This is a genomic window from Gymnodinialimonas mytili, from assembly GCF_037544085.1.
Taxonomy (GTDB): Bacteria; Pseudomonadota; Alphaproteobacteria; order Rhodobacterales; family Rhodobacteraceae; genus Gymnodinialimonas; species Gymnodinialimonas mytili.
On sequence record NZ_JBBIFW010000006.1, the window covers coordinates 57,247 to 75,039 of the forward strand.

The following is a 17,793-nucleotide window of genomic DNA, read 5'->3' on the forward strand; positions in this document are numbered from 1 at the left end:
TCAGTGACCCAGTATCTGGCTCAGGAACAGCTTGGTCCGCTCGCTTTGGGGATTGGTAAAGAACGGCTCAGGCTCGTTCTGCTCGACGATCTGGCCCGCATCCATGAAGATCACCCGGTTCGCGACCTGACGGGCAAAGCCCATCTCGTGGGTCACACACAGCATCGTCATACCTTCCTCGGCCAGCGCGATCATGGTGTCGAGCACCTCTTTGATCATCTCCGGGTCAAGGGCCGAGGTCGGCTCGTCAAACAGCATGATCCGCGGACGCATGCACAGGCTCCGCGCGATCGCCACGCGCTGCTGCTGACCACCCGAAAGCTGGCCGGGATATTTATCGGCCTGTTCGGGGATCTTCACCTTCTCCAGGAAATACATCGCCGTCTCTTCGGCTTCCTTCTTGGGTGTCTTCCGAACCCAGATCGGCGCCAGCGTGCAGTTTTCCAGGATCGTCAGATGCGGGAACAGGTTGAAGTGCTGAAAGCACATCCCAACCTCGGACCGGATCTTGTCTATGTTCTTCAGATCGTTCGACAGAAGCGTCCCATCGACGGTGATCGAGCCCTGCTGATGTTCCTCCAGCGCATTGATGCACCGGATCAGCGTGGATTTCCCGGACCCCGACGGCCCGCAGATCACGATCCGCTCGCCGCGTTGCACCGTCAGGTTGATGTCGCGCAGCACGTGAAACGTGCCGTACCACTTGTTCATCCCGGTGATTTCGATGGCCACCTCATCGGAAACCTTCATTTGCGAGCGGTCAATCGCCCGTTCTTCAACCATAGCCATGGGAGACCTCCTTACCGACGATCAGTCGCGAGCTTCCGCTCGAGATATTGTGAATATTGGCTCATGCCAAAACAGAAGATGAAGAAAATGGCGCCGGAGAAGATGAACAACTCCCAATAGATGCCATTCCATTCCGTGGTGGCGCGGATCGCATCACTTAGGCCCTTCAACGGATCCAGAAGACCGATGAAGACGACCAGCGTGGTGTCCTTGAACAGGCCGATGAAGGTCGACACGATCCCAGGGATCGAGATCTTCAACGCCTGGGGCAGGATGATCAGACGCATGCTCTGCCAGTAGTCCAACCCAAGACTATCAGCGCCTTCGTATTGGCCGCGCGGCAACGCGGCGAGACCACCCCGGATCACCTCGGCGATATAGGCCGCCGAGAACAGCGTGATCAGGATGATCACCCGCACCAGATCGTCAGGATCCATCCCCTCGGGCAAGAAATAGCCCAACAGCAACGAGGCCGAGAAGAGCCAGACAATCATCGGCACGCCGCGGAAGACCTCGATGAAAACGACCGCCGATTTGTTAATGATGAACAGATCGGATTGCCGTGCGAGGGCCAGCATGATGCCGATGGGCAAGGACAGGACGATGCAGGAGATGCCGATCACAAGCGCCAGAAGGAACCCGCCAAAGCGGCTAGACCCGACCGGCTCAAGCCCCGGCAGGATCGCTGACAGTCCGTCGCCGATATAGCCCGACAGTAGAATCCAGTAGAGGATGGGGACCACAATCGTCGCGATCGTCCCGGCCAATTGCCCGATAGCTGGCGTCGCAAACTTGTAGATCGCCCAGCCCAAGGCAAAGCCCAGCGCGACGGCGATGGGCCCGCCCACATTACCCCAAAGCAGGGCCACGGCCACAAACGGGAAGGCGACCGTCACGACCAGCAGTTGACGCGGGGCGCCCTCGAACAGGACCGGCGTGATAGCCACCCAGAACAGGGCAAAGGCCAGGATCGGGCGCCAGTACAGATCCGATGGATAAAACCCGAAGATGATCTGCGGCCAGCGTTCCGCGATGACGGCCCAGCACGCGACGCCGCCGCCATGGCCATCCGACACACCGTAAAGCTCATCGCGGATGGCCCGACACTCGGTCAGACTGCCCGCATCCCAGATGCCAAAGACGGCCCAAGGCACGATGATCTGCGCCACCCAGTAGATCAGGGCAAACGACACCAGGGTCAGAATCGTGTTGATCCACGAGGAAAACAGATTCTCCCGCAGCCATTTCACCACTCCGGTCTCCAAGGCTGGCGGAGCTTGCTCGGGCAGCATGTCGCTGCGGACAAAAGCGCGGTTTGCGTTCATATCGCTCATGGCTCAGCGCTCCTTCAGCTTGACGGAGGAGTTGTAGATATTCATCGCACCCGAGATCGTCAGAGAGGTGATCAGGTAGAACAGCCCCAACAGCATGATGCCTTCCAACTCGCGCCCGGTCTGGTTCACGGTGATCCCACCCAAGGTCGCGCGGACGTCCATGTAGCCCACCGCAATGGCGAGCGACGAGTTCTTCGTCAGGTTCAGGAACTGCGAGATCAGCGGCGGAATGATGACGCGCAGGGCTTGCGGCAGAATGACCAGGTTCATCGTCCAGGATGGACGCAAACCCAACGCATAAGATGCCTCAGTCTGCCCTTTGCTCACTGACATGATGCCCGCGCGCACGATCTCGGCAATGAAGGCACCGGTGTAGAGCGCCAGGGCAAACCACAATGCAATCAGCGCATTGCGCAGGTGAATACCGCCCGAGAAGTTGAACCCGCGTAACTCCGGAAAATCCAAGGTTGCGCCCAAAACCAACATCACAATCGCGGTCGGAACGACGATCACGCCAAGCCGTTGCCAGAACGTGCCAGGCGGTCGAACCCCGGTGCGATCCTGAATGTCCTGTGCGCGGCGCCCGATGATCACGGACCCGACGATACCGGCCACCAGCACCACCAGAATAACGGCCCAATCGGCGAAGCTAGCAGTGGCAATCGCTGCATCGGTCTCGGTATCGACCTCATTTCCGCTGAGCGATCGCGTGAAAAGCACGTTGGGGATGTAGATCCCGCGATTGGTAAATGCGACACTCTCGCCCAAGATCATACTGGCCTCGGCATCATCGCCGCGGAAGTCACGCGGCTGAGGCATCGCTTCGGTCATGATGGCGCCGATCACCAGGATCCACAGCAGAAGCGGAACGTTGCGGAACCCTTCCACATAGGCAGAGGCCAGCTTCGCCACGATCCAGTTGTTGGACAGGCGCAAGATACCCATCAGCACGCCGATGATCGTTGCCGTGATACAGCCCAGAACCGCCACCAAAAGCGTATTCAGAATACCAACAATCGCCGCGCGGCCATGGGTGGAATCGTTTGTATATTCGATAAGACGCTGGTTGATGTCGTATCCGGCGCGGTTCCCCAGAAACCCAAAATCAAAGCCGCGTTCGTAGTTCTGGGCGACATTGCTGCCCAGGTAGAACAATCCAGACATAATCAGAATAAACGCAACAACTTGGATCGTCATCGACCGGTATCGCGTATCATAGATAAGCTGACTTAGTCGAAACACCTCGCTGGGCGGTTCGGTCATCGTTGCCATCGTCGTGGCCCCCTGTCACTGGTGCGCCATACCGCGGATTATATCCCGATACGTGTCGGGTTGGCTTCTTGGCCGGGGCGGTATGCTATTGTGCGCGAATTGGTCGTCCATGTGAAAAGGGCGCGAGCCTTAGCCCGCGCCCTTTCCTTTGAGATGTTTACCGGAATGGTGGGCTGTAGAGCAGGCCACCATCGGTCCACTGGGCATTTAGCCCGCGGGCCAAGCCAATCGGGGTCGACTCGCCGATATTGCGCTCGAAGATTTCACCGTAATTGCCGACGGCGCCGATGGCCGTTGCGGCCCAGTCAGCGTCCAGACCCAGCATCGCGCCCAGGTCACCTTCGGTGCCCAGCAGACGGCGGATTTCCGGGTTGTCGGTGGACCCACCGATTTCGCCGACATTGGTCGAGGTCACACCCAGCTCTTCCGCCGAGATCAGCGCGTTCAGGGTCCAGCGAACGATATCGCCCCAATCGTTGTCGCCATGGCGCACAAGCGGGCCCAGCGGCTCTTTCGAGACGATCTCGGGCAGAACGACATGCGCTGTGGGATCTTCAAACGTGGCGCGTGTCGCGGCTAGGCCCGACGCATCGGTGGTGTAGACGTCACAGGCGCCAGCCAGGTACTGCTGCTGCGCTTCTGCATTTGTCTCGATCGGCACGGGCTCGTAGCTCATGTTGTTCGTGGCGAAGAAGTCCGCCAGGTTCAACTCGGTCGTGGTGCCGGTCTGGATGCAGACGGTCGCGCCGTCGAGCTCCAGCGCGGACGAAACGCCCAACTCGCGCGGGACCATAAAGCCCTGGCCGTCATAGTAGTTCACGCCGACGAATTCGAACGACAGGTCCACATCACGGCTGAAGGTCCAGGTCGTGTTGCGGGCGAGCATATCGATTTCGCCCGATGCCAGCGCGGTGAACCGCGTTTGACCGGTCGTAGGCACAAACTCAACAGCGCTTGGATCGCCCAGAACAGCCGCCGCAACAGCGCGACAGACCGAAACGTCAAAGCCCTGCCATTCGCCATTTGCGTCGGGGGATGCAAAACCGGTCAGACCAGTTGCAACGCCGCAATTCAGCGTGCCACGTTCTTGCACCTGCGCCAGCGTGCCACCTGCGTGGCCGTCGGCTGCCGCAGCACCAGCCGCAACGCCAGCGATGGCAAGCGTGCCGAGAAATACGGATTTATTCATGATTACCTCTTCCTGTGGGATCGCCGTTCGGGATCATTTTATTTGCCCGTCGGGCCTTGGCATATGCCGGGAGAGCCTTGTCCACCCTCGCCGCCTACAAATTGGCCAAAACCTGTGGACAAGGTCAAGGGTTCGCAGCCTTGATTTCTTAGGGGTTCTTTGGGGAAACCGGTGCTTATTGCAGCGGTCGCCTTGAATTTGGGCAATGGAAACGCGGGGCTGCCGGAACAGACGTCATTCGGAAAAAGACAATTCCCAGAACCGTGCGGCATGGTGCAATTGCGATTCTTTTGCCGCTGCGGCCGCGCTGGCCTCCTCATCGGCGCCCCATTGTTCGATCTGCCACGTTTCATCGATTCGGCTTAAGTCCCAGGCGCGACTTACAGAAATTTCGCCCTCAGAGACCGCCAGGCCGAGGATAAGCGACCCGGTCAGCGTCACAAGATCGTGCAGAGCGGTCATCGGAAACGGCTCTACGGCGGCAACGGTCTCAGCGAGAGCCGCGATTGAGGCTGGCGGTTGCGTCACCGGAACCACACCGGCGCCCAGGATCAAGCGTGCACCATAGCGCTGCTCGGCCCAGCCCAGAAGCGGATCCCAACCAGCTGCCTGACGTTGCGTTAACTCCGCCGGATCTTCGGCGCGATAACACAAAAGATCGGTCTCACCGTAGGATGCAAGCATCGCGGCCACGTCTGCCCGTTGCGGGGTGACTCGTTCGACCGCGGAATTGGCCGAACGCGTGACGGGCATTGTCAGCGGCTGGATCGCCCCCTCCTGCGCGTTCCATTCGGTGGCGACGGCCTCCGCCATGGCGCGGCTGGGCATCACGAGGGGCAATTTGCCGGGGGTATTCAAAGGCCGCGCATCAAGATGCACGCTGAACCCGTTATCGGTGGCCACAACATGGGCCGCATCCCAAAATCGCTTCGCCTTCCACTCTGTCATGCCATGCCCCATCGTGTGCCGACCAGCTCGCGCAAGCCATGCCAATCATCAATCATGTGATCCGCACTCGGCGCCACGTGGTCGGCGGCGTGATTTCCCCAGCCAACGCCAACCCCAAAAACGCCTGCCGCCCGCGCCATATCCATGTCGAATGTCGTGTCACCCACCAAGATCGCATCTTCCGCGGCAACCCCCGCTTCGACCAACGCAGTCAAGGCCATTGAGGGGTGCGGTTTTGAGGGATGGTCATCCGCCACCTGCGTGCTGACGAAATGCCCGTCCATCTCATGCTGCGCGAGCAATCGCGTCAGCCCGCGCCGCGACTTACCCGTCGCGATGGCAAGGAGCAGATCGTCATGCCGCGCCAGATCCTCCAGCATGTCGCGCGTACCCGGAAACAAGGGCGCCGAAACATCAACCGACGCCTCGGAGGAGGCGGCCGCATAGAGATCCATATAGCTGCGCTGCAATCGGTTCAGATCCGTATCGCTCAATCCGGGGTGCAGTTGCGCCAGCAGGCCCGGCAGCGAAACACCGACCAGGGCGCGCACCGCACCGGGCGCTGGCAAAGGCAGACCACATGCGTGATGTGCGTCCGCCATCACCCGCTCAACGAACGCAATGGAATCGACCAACGTGCCGTCGACGTCAAAGATAACCAGGCGGAGCGTCATTGCAGATCCTCGAAGGGGTCGTCGGATACATCGGCAGGCGCCCAGCCCAAAGTCTCCCAGGTGCGCGCCATGTGGTCGGGCAGAGGTGCCATCAAATGCAGCTGCGCGCCCGTCATCGGATGTGTCAGGCTGAGCGAGCGGGCATGCAGATGGAGTTTGCGGCTGATCTCTCCGCCCAATTGGGCGCCCCAACCATCGCCAAGGTTCTCTTGCCCGCTGCCGCCATATTTTCCGTCGCCGATAATCGGATGGCCCAACTCCGCCATATGGGCGCGCAGCTGGTGGGTCCGACCGGTGACCGGCACAAGCGCACACCAGCTGACGCGACCACCCAGATTCGACAGCACCGCATAATCGGTCTCAGCACGTTTGGCGCCGTCGATATCGCGTACCTCGTCGGGATGAACCGCGCGCATCTTTTCATTCTCGCCGCCACGCCCATGGCCGGGTGCTTTCACCAGCCCGTATTTGATCGTGCCCATCCGCGGCTGCGGTGTCCCCGCGACAGCGGCCCAGTAAATCTTTCGGGTCTCACGCGCGCGGAACGCATCGGTCAGCGCCTTGGCCCCCAACCGATTCCGCGCCAACAGCAGCACACCCGACGTGTCCTTATCCAAGCGATGCACCAGGCGCGGCTTCTCTTCCAGGTCGAAGGTCAGCGCCTCGGCCAAGCCGTCGACATGGCGGCTCTGGCCCGTACCGCCCTGGGTCGGCAGGCCCGCCGGCTTGTTCAGCGCAAGGATATGATCGTCGCGGTAGATCACCGCACGGCGGATCATTTGGGCGTCGGCCTCGCTGATCAGCGGCGCGCGATGCGTCACGGGCGCGGCATTGTCCGGCAGGGGCGGAACCCGCACCTGTTGACCAACCTCCACCCGGGTCGAACTCTTCACCCGCCCGCCATCGACGCGGATCTCACCTTTGCGGCACATCTTCTCGATCCGGCCATGCGGGATATGCGGGAAGTGGCGCCGGAACCAGCGGTCCAAACGCTGATCCCCCTCATCCGAGCCGACCGTCAGGGTTTGCACGCCACTCATGTGAAGATCCCCCGCGCGATCCAAAGGCCCGCCATGAGCCCCGCAATCGACAACACAACCGATGCGCCGACATAAAGCGCCGCCTGACCCAGATCGCCCCGCTCATAGAGCGTGACCGCCTCCAGCGAGAAGGCCGAGAAGGTGGTGAAGCCGCCCAAAAGACCTGTCATCACCAAGGGCGACAGATGTGTCAGCCCCCGATGGGCCGCGGCGACCACGAAGAGGCCCATCAGGAAAGAACCCACCACATTCACCGTCAGGATCGGCAAGGGAAAGGCGGTGTGCCCGAAAACGCGGATCATACCGATCCCCGTCAGGTATCGAAGCACGGCGCCAACGGCACCGCCAAGGGCAACTTGCAGGATCGCGATCATAGGCGGGGGATGCGGTGCCCGCAGCCGGATGTCAACGCTGCCGCTTCTTGCGGAGCCCTTCGAACCAATCCAGGCGCTTTTTCAGATCACGCTCGAACCCGCGTTCCTTGGGCTGGTAGAACGAAGCACGCGACATCGTGTCGGGAAAGTAATTTGCGCCGGAAAAACTGTCTTCGGCATCGTGATCGTATTCGTAACCCTTCCCGTAACCCTGATCTTTCATCATCTCGGTCGGGGCATTCAGGATATGCTTTGGCGGCGGTGCGGAGCCGGTGGACTTGGCCGAGGCGCGGGCGGCCTTATAGGCCACATAGCCCGCATTGGATTTTGGGGCGAGCGCTAGGTAGGTCACGGCCTGGCCCAGGGCCAACTCCCCCTCGGGCGAGCCCAACCGTTCATAGGTTTCCCAAGCATCCAGGCAGACCCGTTGCGCCTGTGGATCGGCCAGCCCGATATCCTCAACGCTCATCCGTGTGATGCGCCGCGCCAGATAGCGCGGGTCTTCGCCACCTTCCAGCATCCGGGCGAACCAATAGAGCGACGCGTCTGGGTCCGAGCCGCGGACGGATTTGTGCAAGGCCGAGATCAGGTTGTAATGGGCATCGCCGGATTTGTCGTATTGCGCCGCGCGCCGTTGCAACCGGGCGGACAGGGCGGCCGTGCCCAGCGACGCCACCTTCCAGGCGGCGATCTGCTCCACCAGGTTCAGTAAGGCCCGCCCATCGCCATCGGCCATCTCGCGCAGGCTGGTGCGGGCCTGCGGCTCTAGCGGCAATGCCTTGCCCAATTCGGCCTCTGCCCGAGCCAAAAGCGCCTCCAGATCCTCATCGGACAGACGCTCCAGCACCATGACCTGCGCCCGGCTGAGCACCGCGGCGTTCAGTTCAAAAGACGGGTTCTCGGTTGTGGCCCCGACCAGAAGGATCGTGCCGTCTTCCATATGCGGCAGAAAGCCATCCTGTTGCGCTTTGTTGAACCGGTGGATCTCGTCCACGAACAGAAGCGTGCCCTGGCCGTTACCGCGACGTATCTTGGCGGCCTCGAATACTTTGCGCAATTCGGGCACGCCGGAGAAGATCGCGCTGATTTGCACGAAATGCAGGTCGGTTTCGGCGGCCAATAGCCGCGCGATGGTGGTTTTGCCAACGCCGGGCGGACCCCAGAAGACAAGGGAGGACAATGCCCCACTGTCGAGCATCACCCGCAGGCTGCCCTCTGGCCCCAGAAGATGGGCCTGCCCGATGACATCCTGCAACGAGGCAGGCCGCAAACGGTCCGCCAGGGGGCGGGGGCCTTTTGCGGGTTCCGCGGCCGGTTCAGCGGTGTCGAACAAATCTGCCATGGCGCGCCAGAGTAACCCGGCGCGCCCATAGGCCTCAATGCATCTTCGACGCCATCGAGACGAAGTAGCAGCGATGCGCCACGCCGCAGATCTTCATCACCGGCCCGCCGGGCTCCATATCGATGCCCAGACGACGGCCAAGACGCGGGATACCGATGGGCAGCAAGCCCAGAAGGGTGGTCGCCCCCAGCGAGCGCGCAGAGCGCACCATATGACCCATCAGCGACATCTGCACATCGCGCCGGATCTCGGTATCGATGCCTTCGGCCACGAACAGGCGGTTGGCGTCCCAGATGTGGTCCGCAATCGGCGCGTCCTCATCCAGCAGATTGGCGGGGATGGTGTCCAGCAGCCCGCGCTGCGCATCGCGCACCATGTAGCTGTAGATGCCGCAGGACGCGGTTGTGGGCGTCAGTCGCACACCGGCCAGCACACGGCCTTTGTCATGGACACATACCCAGCGGCTTTGTGCGGTGTCATACTGGTCGAATTCCATCCCCTCTTCCGACGGGATATCCCAGCCCTTCTCGTCGATGAAGGTCCGGTGCCGGGCCCGCAGCATGTTGGTGAACAACGCGCCGTGTTGATGGAAATTGTCGAAAGACAGAGTTGTCGTTTGCATAAGCGCCTCCATTGGCGTGACTTGGGGTTCAGGTCACACCGCGGTGAAGGCTCTCATGCTATGGCCACAACCGGGCCACTTAGATCAATCCGTATTCCCTTGCCCGTTGAACCGCCTCGGCGGTGGTCCGGGCCATAAGTTTCTGACGTGCAGACGTCAGGCGCGCCTTGAACGCGCTTTCGGATATGCCAAGTTTGGCGGCAGCAGCTGCATGGCGGTCCCCCTCCGCGATGCATTTCAGTGCGTCGGCTTGCGCCTTGGACAGGCGGGCCGGCGGTTCGGATAAATCGTGCATCCGGTGCACGATTCCATAAACTAGGTCCATCTCGGCATCGGTGAATTCCCGATCCTCGCGACTGGCCCCAGCAATCGTGCGAGACGACATGGGCCCGATTGAGGCAATCATGCCGAACTTCATGCCGTATTCTGCGGATTCAGCCAGAATGCCGAATGGATCCGGCAAGCCAATCTGGCTCCAGCGACGCGTCCCGGTATGGCTCAGCCCCCAGGCGAGCGTCGGATCGCGCAATCCGTAGAGCTTGGCGGTATACACTTCCTGCCAACCATCAGGGTAGGTGTTCACCATGATCAGCGGCGACACATAACGAATATGCAGCCCGACGGCGAAGCCCGCCGGGGCCGCCATCGAAAGCTCGTGTAGCAGCAAATCAAGAACCGGAGCTTTCGTCATGGGGCCCACCAAAAGTACATGTCCATTTAGACAGGTTGTCTGAAACAGGGTCAAGATGGATGATATGCGTTGTAAACGACATGGTGAGACTAATGACCAAACAGATCGATCCCGATCTATTTGCGCGTCTCATGAGATTGTCGTCTGGGGCGCGTAGTGACCTTCTAGAGTATATCGGCCAAACGCCGGTCCCAGCTGATGATTTAGCACGTCTTGCTTCTGGGGAGGTGCAAGTTGTGTATGACGGCGCAAACTACAAGTCGGCTTTCAAACGCTTGAGCTGACGCAAATACATTAGAATTATGTAGGTATTTTGAGTAAAGAGCCCCCCGTGAGACATCACGGGGGGCTTTGTTTTGCCGTGTATTGATCCGATGTCGCGTGGGGCGGGGCGGTTCTACTACGCCTCTTCCGCTTCGACGCGCGCGCGGTCGCCTGCACCTTTGGCATCGACATCGCGGTCGACAAATTCGATGATCGCCATCGGCGCCATGTCGCCATAGCGGAAACCGGCTTTCAGTACGCGGACATAGCCGCCCTGACGCTCGGCATAGCGCGGGCCCAGCACGTCAAACAGCTTCGCCACATAGGCATCCTGCTTCAACTGTGCCGCGGCCTGACGGCGCGCGTGCAGATCCCCGCGTTTGGCCAGCGTGATCATCTTCTCGATGATCGGACGCAGTTCCTTGGCCTTGGGCAAGGTCGTCTTGATCTGTTCATGTTCAATCAGCGACCCAGCCATATTGGCAAACATCGCCTTGCGATGTTCATGGGTCCGGTTCAGGCGGCGGTATCCGCGAGCATGACGCATTTTGTTTCTCCAATCAGATGCCCTCTACGGGCGATTTTACTTTGTCTGAGGCCCCATGCGTGCGGGGCCCTCTCCTTGGGGTTGGCGGGGAAGCCGCCGACCCGGTCTTGATGGTGTAAACCCGACAAATGCCGAGTTTACCGCTGTAAACTCCTTAACCGGAGGTTAACCCGGCGCTGGCCTTAGAAGTTATCTTCGTACTTCTTCGCCAGCTCTTCGATGTTATCGGGCGGCCAATCCACGATATCCATCCCGAGATGCAGACCCATGCCAGACAGCACTTCCTTGATCTCGTTCAGCGATTTGCGACCGAAATTCGGGGTGCGCAGCATCTCGGCTTCGGTCTTCTGGATCAGATCGCCGATATAGACGATGTTGTCGTTTTTCAGGCAGTTTGCAGACCGCACCGACAATTCCAACTCGTCCACCTTCTTCAGAAGCAGCGGGTTGAATTCCAGGTCGTCCTCGTCTTCCTGACGCGACGCGCTTTCGGGCTCGTCGAAGTTCACGAAGATCGATAGCTGATCCTGCAGGATCCGCGCGGCATAGGCCACGGCATCATCCGGCGACAAAGAGCCATCTGTTTCCAGCTTCAGCGTCAGTTTGTCGTAATCGAGCACCTGACCTTCGCGGGTCGGCTGCACGTCATAGGACACTTTCTTGATCGGCGAGTAGATCGCATCGATCGGCATCAGACCAATCGGCGCATCTTCGGGCCGGTTCTTATCGGCGGCCACATAGCCTTTGCCGGTGTTGACGGTCAGCTCGACATAGAGATCGGCGCCATCGTCCAGGTGGCAGATCACGTGGTCCTTGTTCAGAACCTCAATGCCGGCCGATTCCGAGATATCGCCAGCCGTGACAACCCGCGGACCTTTGGCCGAGATCGAGACGCGCTTGGGGCCATCGGCCTCCATCCGCAGGGCGACGCCCTTCAGGTTCAGAACGATGTCGGTCACGTCTTCGCGCACGCCAGCCACGCTGGAGAACTCGTGCAACACACCGTCGATCTGCACCGAGGTGATTGCCGCGCCTTGCAGCGAGGACATCAGGACACGCCGCAGCGCATTGCCGAGCGTCAGACCAAAGCCACGTTCCAGCGGTTCGGCCACAACCGTCGCCTTACGGGCGGGGTCGGTGCCGGGCTGGACAACCAATTGCGTGGGCTTGATCAGCTCTTGCCAATTCTTATGGATCATACGTCGCCTCCATGCTCGTGTCGGGGGGATCCAGCCCCAACACACTCGAGGAAAAAATGACGGCACCGGGCCGCACCAAATGGCGCAGCCCGGCGAATGTAGACCTGCTTAGACGCGGCGGCGTTTCGGCGGGCGGCACCCATTGTGGGCAATCGGGGTCACGTCGCGGATCGACGTGATCTGGAACCCAAGCGCGGCCAGAGCGCGCAGGGCGCTTTCACGGCCCGAACCGGGGCCTTGCACTTCGACCTCTAGCGTTTTCACGCCATGGTCCTGCGCCTTCTTCCCTGCATCTTCGGCGGCCATCTGAGCAGCAAACGGAGTAGATTTCCGGCTGCCCTTGAAGCCCATCGTACCGGCGGACGACCATGAAATGGCATTGCCCTGCACGTCGGAGATCAGGATTTTGGTGTTGTTGAACGAAGAATTCACATGCGCAACGCCAGCGGCGATGTTCTTGGAAACCTTCTTCTTTGCGGGACGGCGATCACGAGCCATTGTTCAAACCCTCCCTTACTTCTTCTTACCGGCAATGGCCTTTGCGGGGCCTTTGCGGGTGCGGGCATTGGTGTGGGTGCGCTGACCGCGAACCGGCAGGTTGCGGCGATGGCGCAGGCCACGGTAGCAGCCCAGATCCATCAGACGCTTCACGTTCATCTGGGTCTCACGGCGCAGGTCACCTTCGACGGTATAGTTGGCGTCGATATGTTCGCGGATCTGCAGAACCTCGGCATCGCTCAACTCATTGACGCGGCGCGCCGGATCAATGCCCACGGCCTCGCAGATTGCGGTGGCCGATGCGTGGCCAATCCCGGTGATGTAGGTGAGCGCGATCGGGACGCGCTTTGCTGTGGGGATGTTAACCCCGGAAATACGTGCCATTTCGGCTATGTCCTTTCGTTGCGAGCCCGTAGCACCAGGCCCTTTTTTCACAACGTAAGCCCGGGCATTTCGCGCCGGGCTTGCGAGGTAATCAAACAGGATCGAATGCGCATCCGATTCCCGTGGAGATGGCGGTCATTATGCCTATCGCTGGTTGGCGTCAAGGGCTGACCCGCACGATGTCGGGAAATTCGCAAATCAGGTCGAAGCAGCGCATCTGACCGTGTCAAAAGCGGGGATTGCGGTGCAAGCCAGAAGCTGCGACTTGAGACTCTGTCTCGCCGATCACAATCCCCGCCGAGACACAGTGCCAGCGGCCAGGATGGTCAGTCGAGGATCTTTGCGATCCCGCCTGCGACCTCATCGATCTCACCCAAGCCAGGCACCCAGCGAAGCTGCCCTTTGGCGTGGTAATATCCGATGAGCGGCGAGGTCTTTTTGTAGTATTCCGTCAGGCGGACCTTCAGGCTTTCCTCATTGTCGTCCGCGCGCACCGGTTGACCGGCAGCAGCGGCTTCCTTGGCGCGATTGACGATGCGACCCACCAGGATCTCGTCATTGACTTCCATCGCGATCACGTGGTCGAGCGTTTGGCCAACCTCTGCCAGCAATTCAGCCAAGGCATCGGCCTGGGTCAGAGTGCGGGGAAAGCCATCGAAGATGAAGCCACCGTCGCTCCCGGCTTCCAACTTCTCGCGGATCAAACCGATGACGATCTCATCGGTGACCAATTCGCCCTTGTCCATCACCTCGGCGACGCGTTTGCCCATTTCCGTGCCGCTGGTTTTGGCCTCTCGCAGCATGTCTCCGGTCGACAATTGAGTCATGCCGCGCTGTTGAACCAGGATGCCAGCCTGGGTTCCTTTACCCGCACCAGGCGGGCCCAATAGTATGATATTCATCGCCGCGCTGGTCCTTTCCGCGGTTTCTTTCCCCCACCCTTGCGCCCGCGAAGCTGCGATTTTTCAAGCAGCCCCTCGTATTGATGCGCCAGCAGATGAGACTGGATTTGCTGCACAGTGTCCATACCCACGGACACAATGATCAGGATCGACGTGCCACCGAAATAGGCCGTGATGGCCAAATTCGTGCGCACGATCTCTGGCATCATGCAGACAAGCGCAAGATAGGCGGAGCCGAGAACCAGAATGCGCCGGACGACGTAATCCAGATACTCGGCCGTGCGTGCGCCGGGGCGAATACCGGGCACGAACCCGTTTTGGTTCTTCAGATTGTCGGCGACATCCTCGACCTTAAACGACACGTTGAGCGTGTAGAAATAGGTGAAGAAGATGATCATCGACGAGAAGAACAGCAGGTAAAGCGGCTGACCCGGCCCGAAATTCACCGTGATCCACGACATGATCGGGCCCTGCGCTTCGCCCCCGCCGCCGAACGTGGTCAGCGTGGTGGGCAAGAGCAGCAGCGAAGAGGCGAAAATCGCTGGGATCACGCCAGCCGGGTTCACCTTGATCGGCAGGTGGCTGGACCCGCCATCGTAGACTTTCATGCCCACCTGACGGCGGGGATATTGAATGTGGATCTTGCGCAGGCTGCGCTCCATGAAGACCACGAAGAACAGCGTCCCGATCAGCATGACGATCACACCAAGCGTGGTGGCCGTGCTGAGGCTTTCGCGACCGGTCTCGAAGAACTGCGCCAGGGCAAAAGGGATCTCGGCAATGATCCCGACAAAGATGATCAGTGAAATCCCGTTGCCGATGCCGCGTTGGGTGATCTGTTCACCCAGCCACATCAGGAACATGGTACCGCCCACTAGCGTAATGACGGCCCCCGCGATGAAGAACCACGGATCGATATCCGGCTGTACCAGCCCGTTGGCCTGCATCCCCGCCGACAAACCGTAGGCTTGCGCCGTGGCAAGGGCGACCGTGCCGTAGCGGGTATATTGGTTGAGCTTCTTGCGCCCCTGCTCACCCTCTTTTTTCAGCTGCTCCATCGCAGGCACCATGGCCGCGAGAAGCTGCACGATGATCGAGGCCGAGATATAGGGCATGATCCCGAGGGCAAAGACACCCATACGGCTGAGCGCGCCGCCGGTGAACATGTTCAACACGCCGCCAAGACCCGCAGCGGCCTGATCGAAGAAGGCGCGCAATTCGTTGGGCTCGATGCCGGGCACCGGGATATAGGTGCCGATCCGGTAGATGATCAGAAGACCGAGCGTGAAGAAAATGCGCTGTCGCAATTCGGTCGCTTTGCCGAACGCGCTCCAGCTCATGTTCGCGGCCATTTGCTCCGCTGCTGATGCCATGCCGTCTCTCTCTACGCATCTTGGCCCAGGACCCCGTGCTGTGAGATCCTCCGGCACATTACAACCAATGGGAGATGATGTAGGCGGAGAGGTCTCCGCCCACAAGCATCACAGGGCCCAAAAGCCCCCCTCTGGGTTACTCAGCCGCAGGCTGAGCCGCGATCGTCAGGGATCCACCGGCCTTTTCGACGGCCTCGACGGCGGCTTTGGAGGCGCCGGTGACCGAAATTGTCAGCTTGGCCGAAACGTCGCCCTTCGCCAAAACCCGCACGCCATCCAGCTTGCGGCGCACCAGACCGGAGGCCACCAGGGCATCCTCGGTGATCTCTGCCTTGGCATCAATCTTGCCCGCATCGACGAATTTCTGGATCAGGCCCAGATTGACCACAGCGAACTCCTTGCGGTTCGGCTTGTTGAAGCCGCGCTTCGGCAGACGCTGATACAGAGGCATTTGTCCGCCTTCATAGGCGTTGATGGCCACACCCGAACGGGATTTCTGACCTTTGATCCCGCGGCCGGCGGTTTTACCCGTGCCAGAGCCCGGGCCACGGCCCACGCGTTTACGCTTTTTGGTCGCGCCGGGATTGTCCCGCAATTCATGCAGTTTCATGTCGCTTCTCCTTGGCCGGACATGCCCCCGAAGCGAAGTGGGACAGACGCGGCATAAATGGTGATTCATATAACCCAATTGGGCCACCGGCTGCGTATAGGCCCAAGCCCTTTCTGACGCAAGGGGACCTTACGAATACCAGGGCCCGAGGCGCACCTCGGACGCGTCACCAACCATCTCGGCAAATTCTGCCGGATCCTGGGTGCCATTGTCACGACCGCGGTAATGGTAGGGATAGACAACGCGCGGCGCAAATTCGCGCACGGCATCCGCGGCGGCCTCGGCATCCATGGTAAATGGCAAATTCATGCACACAAATGCCAGATCGATCCCCTGCAAGGCGCGCATCTCGGGCACATCCTCGGTATCGCCCGAGATGTAGATCCGATACCCGCCCAGATCTATCACGTAGCCATTGTCGCGGCCCGGCGGGTGAAACTGCAACCGGCCTTCGGTCAGATTATGGGCTGGAATGGCCAGAATGCCCGCGCCTTCCCAAAGCACGCTCTCACCATTGGCCAGCACTGTGGCAGGGTGGTCAAGCTGCGCCTGGACAGCAGGATTCGCGATGATCTGCGTCTCGCTGCCCACGAGCGCGGCGAGCGTCGGAGGATCATAATGATCGGCGTGCTCATGAGTGATCAGGATCAAATCCGGCTCCGGCAAGCCATCATACAAAGCGGCGCCGCCAACCGGATCCACATATATCGTACCGGCGGGCACCTGTAGCACCATGGAGGCATGGGAAATCGGGTGGACAGTGACCTGTCCGACCGTAGTGTCGAACACATCACCGCTATGCCCGTCAGCACGCAGACGATAAGGCATAAGAACAGTCCCGGATGCGGCGGTTGCAGCGGTCAATTGCATGAGAACCTGACGACGGTTTGGCATGGTGGCGTCTCCGATAGAACCATTTCGACTATGTTAGCCCAATGGGCCGCGCTGTCGTTTCAATTGTCCTTGAGGCGGGCGGGTAAGAACACCTCCGCCGAGCGCAATGCAGCGATCGAACTGTGCTCCAGCCCAAGCGCATCCAACGCCTCACGCTCGGTTCGGAACACCTCCACCCGGATCCCCTGCGCCATCTCGGACAGGGTTTGGTACATGCGCCCCATGCCGTAGATCGTTTCATCCGGCGAATAAATGACGGTATGGGTCGTCACTTGGTTGGTCGGATCCTGGGCATTCACTTGCCTGAGGATCGACCGCACCAGATTAAAATCGATATCAAACTCGTCGATACCAGAATGATCGATCAATTCGCGCCGACCTGGCCGGTAATATTCATCCGCCACATAATTCATGAAGTTCTGGGCGAATTGATCGAAATCCACACGGCCATACCATCGCGCATACAGCAAATCACGCTCCAGGCAGGTTGAAAATTCAATTGGCACGGCGTCAGGCTTTCAAATCGTCTGCGGCTCTTAATTAGGGCGCTTTTCAAATCTTAGTGTAAATCTAGAGCGGTGCGGGTGGAGAAAAAGAAAATACCCCGGCCCAAAAAGACCGGGGTATCCATTCCGACGAAGTGCTGTGCGTTTAAATCAGTCGCGCTCTTCGATGATCTCAACCAGATGCGGGATCTTGTTGACCATGCCGCGGACCGAGGGCGTATCCTCAAGCTCGCGGGTCTTGTGCATCTTGTTCAGGCCCAGGCCGATCAGCGTCGCGCGCTGTTCCTGGGGGCGGCGGATGGGCGAACCCACCTGCTTGACGACGATGGTTTTTGCCATGG

Annotated in this window: 21 protein-coding genes; all 21 read right to left on the bottom strand. The window is 60.1% G+C overall.

The features are described from left to right. Positions 1-789: an amino acid ABC transporter ATP-binding protein gene (locus V8J82_RS20090; protein WP_339978073.1), complete on the bottom strand. Its 789-nt coding sequence runs from the start codon at positions 787-789 to the stop codon at positions 1-3. A gap of 11 nt (positions 790-800) precedes the next feature. Beyond that, complete coding sequence (locus tag V8J82_RS20095; protein WP_339978075.1) at positions 801-2,123, bottom strand: amino acid ABC transporter permease; 1,323 nt, start codon at positions 2,121-2,123, stop codon at positions 801-803. A gap of 3 nt (positions 2,124-2,126) precedes the next feature. Then, positions 2,127-3,395, bottom strand: a complete 1,269-nt coding sequence (locus tag V8J82_RS20100) for an amino acid ABC transporter permease (RefSeq protein WP_339978077.1) — start codon at positions 3,393-3,395, stop codon at positions 2,127-2,129. A gap of 157 nt (positions 3,396-3,552) precedes the next feature. Then, positions 3,553-4,584: an amino acid ABC transporter substrate-binding protein gene (locus tag V8J82_RS20105; RefSeq protein ID WP_339978079.1), complete on the bottom strand. Its 1,032-nt coding sequence runs from the start codon at positions 4,582-4,584 to the stop codon at positions 3,553-3,555. 234 nt (positions 4,585-4,818) lie between these two features. Further along, positions 4,819-5,532, bottom strand: coding sequence for an ATP12 family chaperone protein (locus V8J82_RS20110; RefSeq protein ID WP_339978081.1), 714 nt, complete (start codon positions 5,530-5,532; stop codon positions 4,819-4,821). Continuing rightward, the gene (locus tag V8J82_RS20115) at positions 5,529-6,206 is read right to left on the bottom strand and encodes an HAD-IA family hydrolase (RefSeq protein WP_339978083.1); all 678 of its coding nucleotides are present in this window, start codon (positions 6,204-6,206) and stop codon (positions 5,529-5,531) included. The genes V8J82_RS20110 and V8J82_RS20115 overlap by 4 nt, the downstream gene beginning before the upstream one ends. Next, a complete protein-coding gene (locus tag V8J82_RS20120) occupies positions 6,203-7,246 on the bottom strand; it encodes an RluA family pseudouridine synthase (protein ID WP_339978085.1) in 1,044 nt (347 codons plus the stop codon). Before V8J82_RS20120 ends, V8J82_RS20115 begins: the two co-directional genes overlap by 4 nt. Continuing rightward, a complete protein-coding gene (gene crcB, locus V8J82_RS20125) occupies positions 7,243-7,620 on the bottom strand; it encodes a fluoride efflux transporter CrcB (RefSeq protein WP_339978087.1) in 378 nt (125 codons plus the stop codon). The genes V8J82_RS20120 and crcB overlap by 4 nt, the downstream gene beginning before the upstream one ends. Positions 7,621-7,651: 31 nt before the next feature. Next, positions 7,652-8,962, bottom strand: coding sequence for a replication-associated recombination protein A (locus tag V8J82_RS20130; protein WP_339978089.1), 1,311 nt, complete (start codon positions 8,960-8,962; stop codon positions 7,652-7,654). Positions 8,963-8,996: 34 nt separating this feature from the next. Further along, complete coding sequence (locus tag V8J82_RS20135) at positions 8,997-9,584, bottom strand: acyl-homoserine-lactone synthase (RefSeq protein ID WP_339978091.1); 588 nt, start codon at positions 9,582-9,584, stop codon at positions 8,997-8,999. A 79-nt stretch (positions 9,585-9,663) separates the two neighbouring features. Next, positions 9,664-10,275, bottom strand: a complete 612-nt coding sequence (locus V8J82_RS20140) for a helix-turn-helix transcriptional regulator (protein WP_339978093.1) — start codon at positions 10,273-10,275, stop codon at positions 9,664-9,666. 400 nt (positions 10,276-10,675) lie between these two features. Further along, positions 10,676-11,086, bottom strand: a complete 411-nt coding sequence (gene rplQ / locus V8J82_RS20145; protein ID WP_339978095.1) for a 50S ribosomal protein L17 — start codon at positions 11,084-11,086, stop codon at positions 10,676-10,678. 182 nt (positions 11,087-11,268) lie between these two features. Beyond that, positions 11,269-12,285, bottom strand: coding sequence for a DNA-directed RNA polymerase subunit alpha (locus tag V8J82_RS20150; protein WP_339978097.1), 1,017 nt, complete (start codon positions 12,283-12,285; stop codon positions 11,269-11,271). A 108-nt stretch (positions 12,286-12,393) separates the two neighbouring features. Further along, entirely contained in the window at positions 12,394-12,783 is a 390-nt protein-coding gene (gene rpsK / locus V8J82_RS20155) for a 30S ribosomal protein S11 (protein ID WP_339978099.1), read from the bottom strand. Between the two features lie 15 nt (positions 12,784-12,798). Further along, positions 12,799-13,167 carry a 30S ribosomal protein S13 gene (gene rpsM / locus V8J82_RS20160; protein WP_339978101.1) on the bottom strand — a complete coding sequence of 123 codons (369 nt, stop codon included), beginning with the start codon at positions 13,165-13,167 and terminating at the stop codon, positions 12,799-12,801. A 326-nt stretch (positions 13,168-13,493) separates the two neighbouring features. Beyond that, entirely contained in the window at positions 13,494-14,069 is a 576-nt protein-coding gene (locus tag V8J82_RS20165) for an adenylate kinase (protein ID WP_339978103.1), read from the bottom strand. Beyond that, positions 14,066-15,442, bottom strand: a complete 1,377-nt coding sequence (gene secY, locus V8J82_RS20170) for a preprotein translocase subunit SecY (RefSeq protein WP_339978105.1) — start codon at positions 15,440-15,442, stop codon at positions 14,066-14,068. The genes V8J82_RS20165 and secY overlap by 4 nt, the downstream gene beginning before the upstream one ends. A gap of 136 nt (positions 15,443-15,578) precedes the next feature. Beyond that, on the bottom strand, positions 15,579-16,052 hold the full coding sequence (gene rplO, locus V8J82_RS20175) for a 50S ribosomal protein L15 (RefSeq protein WP_339978107.1): 474 nt from the start codon (positions 16,050-16,052) through the stop codon (positions 15,579-15,581). Between the two features lie 129 nt (positions 16,053-16,181). Beyond that, positions 16,182-16,946 carry an MBL fold metallo-hydrolase gene (locus tag V8J82_RS20180; RefSeq protein WP_339978109.1) on the bottom strand — a complete coding sequence of 255 codons (765 nt, stop codon included), beginning with the start codon at positions 16,944-16,946 and terminating at the stop codon, positions 16,182-16,184. Positions 16,947-17,005: 59 nt separating this feature from the next. Beyond that, positions 17,006-17,452: a hypothetical protein gene (locus V8J82_RS20185; protein ID WP_339978111.1), complete on the bottom strand. Its 447-nt coding sequence runs from the start codon at positions 17,450-17,452 to the stop codon at positions 17,006-17,008. 150 nt (positions 17,453-17,602) lie between these two features. After that, positions 17,603-17,791, bottom strand: a complete 189-nt coding sequence (gene rpmD / locus V8J82_RS20190) for a 50S ribosomal protein L30 (RefSeq protein ID WP_339978113.1) — start codon at positions 17,789-17,791, stop codon at positions 17,603-17,605. Between the last annotated feature and the right edge of the window lie 2 nt (positions 17,792-17,793).

Excerpts from the sequence above, each read along its gene's own strand:
- V8J82_RS20115 (WP_339978083.1), bottom strand. The coding sequence starts at position 6,206 with ATGACGCTCCGCCTGGTTATCTTTGACGTCGACGGCACGTTGGTCGAT.
- V8J82_RS20150 (WP_339978097.1), bottom strand. The coding sequence starts at position 12,285 with ATGATCCATAAGAATTGGCAAGAGCTGATCAAGCCCACGCAATTGGTT.
- rpsM (WP_339978101.1), bottom strand. The coding sequence starts at position 13,167 with ATGGCACGTATTTCCGGGGTTAACATCCCCACAGCAAAGCGCGTCCCG.
- V8J82_RS20165 (WP_339978103.1), bottom strand. The coding sequence starts at position 14,069 with ATGAATATCATACTATTGGGCCCGCCTGGTGCGGGTAAAGGAACCCAG.
- V8J82_RS20105 (WP_339978079.1), bottom strand. The coding sequence starts at position 4,584 with ATGAATAAATCCGTATTTCTCGGCACGCTTGCCATCGCTGGCGTTGCG.
- rpsK (WP_339978099.1), bottom strand. The coding sequence starts at position 12,783 with ATGGCTCGTGATCGCCGTCCCGCAAAGAAGAAGGTTTCCAAGAACATC.
- secY (WP_339978105.1), bottom strand. The coding sequence starts at position 15,442 with ATGGCATCAGCAGCGGAGCAAATGGCCGCGAACATGAGCTGGAGCGCG.
- V8J82_RS20095 (WP_339978075.1), bottom strand. The coding sequence starts at position 2,123 with ATGAGCGATATGAACGCAAACCGCGCTTTTGTCCGCAGCGACATGCTG.
- V8J82_RS20130 (WP_339978089.1), bottom strand. The coding sequence starts at position 8,962 with ATGGCAGATTTGTTCGACACCGCTGAACCGGCCGCGGAACCCGCAAAA.
- V8J82_RS20180 (WP_339978109.1), bottom strand. The coding sequence starts at position 16,946 with ATGCCAAACCGTCGTCAGGTTCTCATGCAATTGACCGCTGCAACCGCC.
- rplQ (WP_339978095.1), bottom strand. The coding sequence starts at position 11,086 with ATGCGTCATGCTCGCGGATACCGCCGCCTGAACCGGACCCATGAACAT.
- V8J82_RS20135 (WP_339978091.1), bottom strand. The coding sequence starts at position 9,584 with ATGCAAACGACAACTCTGTCTTTCGACAATTTCCATCAACACGGCGCG.
- V8J82_RS20120 (WP_339978085.1), bottom strand. The coding sequence starts at position 7,246 with ATGAGTGGCGTGCAAACCCTGACGGTCGGCTCGGATGAGGGGGATCAG.
- V8J82_RS20100 (WP_339978077.1), bottom strand. The coding sequence starts at position 3,395 with ATGGCAACGATGACCGAACCGCCCAGCGAGGTGTTTCGACTAAGTCAG.
- crcB (WP_339978087.1), bottom strand. The coding sequence starts at position 7,620 with ATGATCGCGATCCTGCAAGTTGCCCTTGGCGGTGCCGTTGGCGCCGTG.
- V8J82_RS20140 (WP_339978093.1), bottom strand. The coding sequence starts at position 10,275 with ATGACGAAAGCTCCGGTTCTTGATTTGCTGCTACACGAGCTTTCGATG.
- rplO (WP_339978107.1), bottom strand. The coding sequence starts at position 16,052 with ATGAAACTGCATGAATTGCGGGACAATCCCGGCGCGACCAAAAAGCGT.
- V8J82_RS20090 (WP_339978073.1), bottom strand. The coding sequence starts at position 789 with ATGGCTATGGTTGAAGAACGGGCGATTGACCGCTCGCAAATGAAGGTT.
- rpmD (WP_339978113.1), bottom strand. The coding sequence starts at position 17,791 with ATGGCAAAAACCATCGTCGTCAAGCAGGTGGGTTCGCCCATCCGCCGC.
- V8J82_RS20110 (WP_339978081.1), bottom strand. The coding sequence starts at position 5,532 with ATGACAGAGTGGAAGGCGAAGCGATTTTGGGATGCGGCCCATGTTGTG.